This window comes from Candidatus Cloacimonadota bacterium (assembly GCA_020532355.1).
Classification (GTDB): domain Bacteria; phylum Cloacimonadota; class Cloacimonadia; order Cloacimonadales; family Cloacimonadaceae; genus UBA5456.
The window spans coordinates 1-4,969 of the sequence record JAJBBD010000200.1 but is presented as its reverse complement, the minus strand read 5'-3'; the positions used below and the strand labels follow the sequence as shown (position 1 = coordinate 4,969).

The following is a 4,969-nucleotide window of genomic DNA, read 5'->3' as shown; positions in this document are numbered from 1 at the left end:
CACGCAGCAATCTTCCTGTTGCGCTATATGCAAAGACCAGCACTTTTGGCATCAATGAACTGGATCAATTGCTCAGCGTGAAAGGTGGAACCACCATCATCCGCGCCCACCGCAAGGTGAAAGACCAGGCCTGGGCAGATAAAACCGGCTGGGACAACTGGTTCCTGATCCGTCTGGATGGCCGCAGCAGCGTGGAAGACGCTATTGCTTCCTTCCGGCAAAGCCGCTATATCGAAGAAGCCACGCCGGAATACTACGCCTACACCACTGCGGTGCCGAACGATATCCATTACACTAAACAATGGGGACACAACAATACCGCACAATTGCCCGGACATACTCCTTCTGGCCACACAGGTCCCGGAGTGGGCACTGTCGGCTTTGATTCCGACGCGCAATTAGCCTGGGATCTGGCCCAAGGTTACGGAAGCTCCAGCATCATCATCGCCATCATTGATAGCGGTGTGGATACTGCGCATGAAGACCTCAGATTGGTTACCGGTTATGACTATGGTGATAACGACAGCAATCCCATGGACGATGCTACAGATGCAGGACACGGCACTGCTTGTGCCGGAATCGCCGCCGCCAGGGCAGATAATGGTGTTGGTGTAGCCGGAATCGCGGGAGGATGCAGCGTGATGCCCCTCAAAGTAGCTGATTCTAACGGTGAATTGTTTTTTACTTCCATCAACAACGCCATTACCCACGCTGCGGATAACGGCGCTCACATCATCAGCATGAGTTTTGGTGCTGAGGACACGGTTCAAGGGGATATTCCCAGCACCGACGCTGCCATTGTATATGCTTACAATGCCGGCTTAAGCCTCTTTGCCGCCACCGCCAACGCTGACGAAGCTACTATTGATTACCCTTCAAATCACGAAAGAGTGGTCTCCGTAGGCGCAGCCAGCCCTTCAGGAGAGCGCAAAAGTCCTTCTTCGTCTGATGGTGAGTATTGGTGGGGATCGAACTATGGAGTGGACATCCAAGATAACCGTAATGCGGTAGATATCATGGGTCCCACGATTCTTCCCACCACAGATATCACCGGAAGTGCCGGCTATGCAAGCGGCAATTATGATCTTTATTTCAACGGCACTTCCTGCGCCACTCCTTATGTGGCGGGTGCTGCGGCCTTGATCCTCTCCCACAGCCCCACCCTGACCCCTGCGGAGCTGCGCGATGTAATGACCAGTACTGCCACGGATATGACCATCGATGGCGGCATTGGCTGGGATCGCTATACCGGTTACGGGATGGTGAATGTTTACAATGCCATTATGTCGCTGAATACCGGTTTCCCCACTGTAGCCATCACAGCCCCCACTTCTGGAAGCACCCACGCTCTGGGTAGCAGCATCACCGTAAACGCTACTGCTTCCGATAGCGATGGCTTCATCACCCAAGTGGCTTTTTATCTGGATGATGTCTGGCAATTTACGGATTCCACCAGCCCTTATAGCTGGTCTTGGGATACCGCTTTTGCCGGTGCGGGAAGCCATACTATCAAAGCTATTGCTACTGATAATAACAGCAATACTGCTGAAAACAGCGTGAACATCACCCTCTTGGCGCCTGCCGATGAAGGCTTTGAAAGCGGAGACTTCTCTGCCTATCTCTGGCTGAATACCAGCGCAGTCCCCTGGACTGTACAAAGTGCCGAAAAGTACTCCGGAACTTACGCAGCAAAATCCGGTGCGATCGGTCATTACGGTGAAACAGATCTGAGCCTCACCCAGACTGTTTCCGCAGCCGGAACCATCAGTTTCTATTACAAAGTCTCTTCCGAAAGCGGTTATGACAAGTTCGCTTTTCTGATTGACGGCGTGCAGCAAGTAGAGGATTCTGGAACAGTTCCCTGGACTCTGGCCAGCTACCCGGTGAGCGCCGGAAACCGAACCTTCACCTGGAGATACACGAAGGATGACTCTCACTACTCCGGCTCGGACTGCGTCTGGATCGATCACATCGTCTTACCGCCCGTGAGTGAATACTTTGCGCCTCCGCTATCTCTTACCGGTACGCCCGGCGATAATATCATCACCTTAAACTGGCAATCTCCATCGGTGAATGTGCTTTCTTACAATGTGTTCCGCGACGGTTCACCGCTGGGCACCGCGGCAAACCCCACTTATCAGGATACAAACGTCTCCAATGGCACATCATATTCCTACTATGTAACCGCCGTTTACTCAGGTGGAGAATCCGAGCCTTCAAACTCCGTCAATGTGACAGCAGGCATACCGCTGGAAGCAACCTTGGGCACCGAAACTACTACCACTGGAATCTCTTCTGCCTGCCCGATCAACATCTATTTTAAGTCCTTGCACAGCCAATCGGTTTACACTGCGGCAGAGCTTGCTGTGGCAGGGATTGTCGGGCCCATCAATATCACTCAGCTTGGCTTTGATGTGGTGAACGCGCCGATCCATAGTCTGCCCAATTTCATAGTCCGCATGAAGCATACTGCTGCGACCAACGTGGCAAGCTGGCAGACCGGGCTGACCACTGTGTACAGCACTACCAGTTACGCCCCCGCTACCGGCTGGGACATGCTCACCCTCGATACTCCCTTCTTGTGGAATGGAGTGGACAACATCGTGGTGGATACCGCGTTCAGTCTCTTGTCAAGTTATGACCTTAGCGGGACTGTGCGTTATAGCACGGTTACCAACGGGTATAGATACGGTCGTAACGATAGTACTGATCAGACGAACGTCTTCGCCTATGGCTCCATTTCTACTACCAGACCCAATCTGAAGCTGATCTTTACACCCCTGGCGGCGGATCCGGAGTTTAGCGTTAGCCCCACATCCAAGGATTTCGGCAGCATTTTAGCCGGAACAAGTGCCCAGCAAAGCTTTACGATCAGCAACATCGGAGAAGGCAGCCTCGGCATCACCCAAGTAGAACTGCAGAATGCAGACACTTGCTTCAGCCTGACCGATACCAACGGCTACCCGGAGTATCTTAGCCATGGCCAGAGCATCTCTGTTTCAGTTAACTTCAATCCCACGGAAGAGGGCACCTTCTCCGGAACCCTGCTTATCACCGATGATCGTGGCAGCAGGACTGCCCACCAAGTATCGCTCTCCGGTAGCGCCTACGTACCTCTTACGGCTCCCTTTGTGGATGGATTTGAGACCGTTGATTCAGATTGGTTCATCCTAAACGGAACTCAGACCAATGGCTGGTGTATCGGTGAAGCTACAGCCAACACGGGTATCAAGAGTATCTATATCAGTAGCGATGGCGGCGTTACCAACAGCTATGATGTTGATCAAGCATCCATCAGCCATTTCTATACCGATATCGCTTTCCCGGAAACAAGCCAGGATTTCTATCTGCGCTTCAACTGGAAAGCCAATGGCGAAGCTGGACCTGGCAATTACGATTTTCTGCAAGTGTATCTTGTGGATACTACCGTAAATCCTGTGGCGGGCACTCTGCTCAGTTCCGGAAACTTGTTAGCAAGTCCGCTGATGCTTCAAACCGCTTGGCAAAATGCCAATATCGCTCTACCGGAAGCTCTTGCCGGAAGCACCAAACGCCTGGTCTTCACATGGGAAAATGACGCTGGCGGAAGTAAACAACCACCTGCTGCGATAGATAACATCCGCATAGTGGATGTGGAAAGCCAGGATATTGCTTTGATCATCAATGGTGAAAGCGAGATCGATCTGCCCGAAGTAAACGATGGTGAGAATCTCATCAATCCTTCGCTGATCATCGATGGCGTAAGCGGAGCTCAAGTGGGCTATGCGGTGGGTTATGCCTCTGCAGGAAGCCCCTTTACCAATGCCGGACTGGAGATCATCCTCTCCGCCGATGGCTTTGTGAATTCATACATAGTGATCGAGCACAATCTGGGTTTTATTCCGCCCACCATCGCCTACAGTTTTGGCGGAGATTGGAGTGTGGTCTATGCCACACAGGATTGGACTGCTTCTACCGTAGATTTCATAGTAAGCTCCGGCAAGCAGAGGGCTTCCGAACTCACCATCGTATTCTCCGATAGCAGCGAAAACACTCTGCCGGTTACCCTTTCATCCTTCACGGCCGTCTTTATGAGTGGCGGAGCCGTGAAACTGAACTGGATTACCGCTACCGAAACTGGCGTGTTGGGCTATTACGTATTGCGTAGTGAGAATGAAGAACTTAGCTCGGCGCTGGCTATCTCTGAACTCATTGAAGCGGCAAATAGCTCTCAGACGCAAAGCTATGAATACAAAGACAAGGAAGTCCAGCCCAATAGCAGATATTACTACTGGTTGATGAACAGCGATTTCAACGGTGGAGAAGGGTTCTTTGGCCCGCTAACTGTGCATACGCATTCCGATACGGAAGAACCCGCCCCGATAATCCCGGAAATCACTCAAAATTTGGGTAACTTCCCCAATCCCTTCAATCCGAACACCAATATCCGCTATTCTCTGGCAGAAGCGGCTCAGGTGAAGATCAGCATCTTTAATTACCGTGGACAGATGGTGCGCCGGCTCAATGCAGAGCATGCCGGTCCGGGTTACTTCAACCTCGCCTTCGATGGCAAGGATGAAAGCGGTCGCGAGCTCAGCAGTGGCGTATATTTCTACCGCTTTGAAGCCGGCAAGGTGCACAGCACTCACCGCATGCTGCTACTAAAGTAAAGCATTAACGGCGGTTTTACACTGCCATGATATAGGGGCGGATTTCGATTCGCCCCTTTTTGCAACTCTCTTTCAAATTGCTTATTTTTCAGTTATTTGGAATGATTTTTGCATCATCTAAATGATAGACTAACACAATATCCCGTAAGGAGGAGATCATGAAACGTAGCATTATGCTAATTTTGCTCTTAGGAGTCATTCTTTTGATTTCAGCTCAGGAAGTGCCCCTGCGCAAGGCCTGGAAAGTGGACTGGGAAGGGAATTATATACACACTTCGGATAATTGCGTGATCGCCCTCTGGGAGGATACGGATGCCGGT

The 4,969-nt window shown here is 51.4% G+C and carries 1 protein-coding gene; it reads left to right on the top strand.

Annotation, left to right across the window (positions count from 1 at the left end):
• Window positions 1-4,649 (top strand): S8 family serine peptidase (locus tag LHW48_07005; protein MCB5260205.1); only part of this gene is annotated, 4,649 nt, incomplete at its 5' end.
• Between the last annotated feature and the right edge of the window lie 320 nt (window positions 4,650-4,969).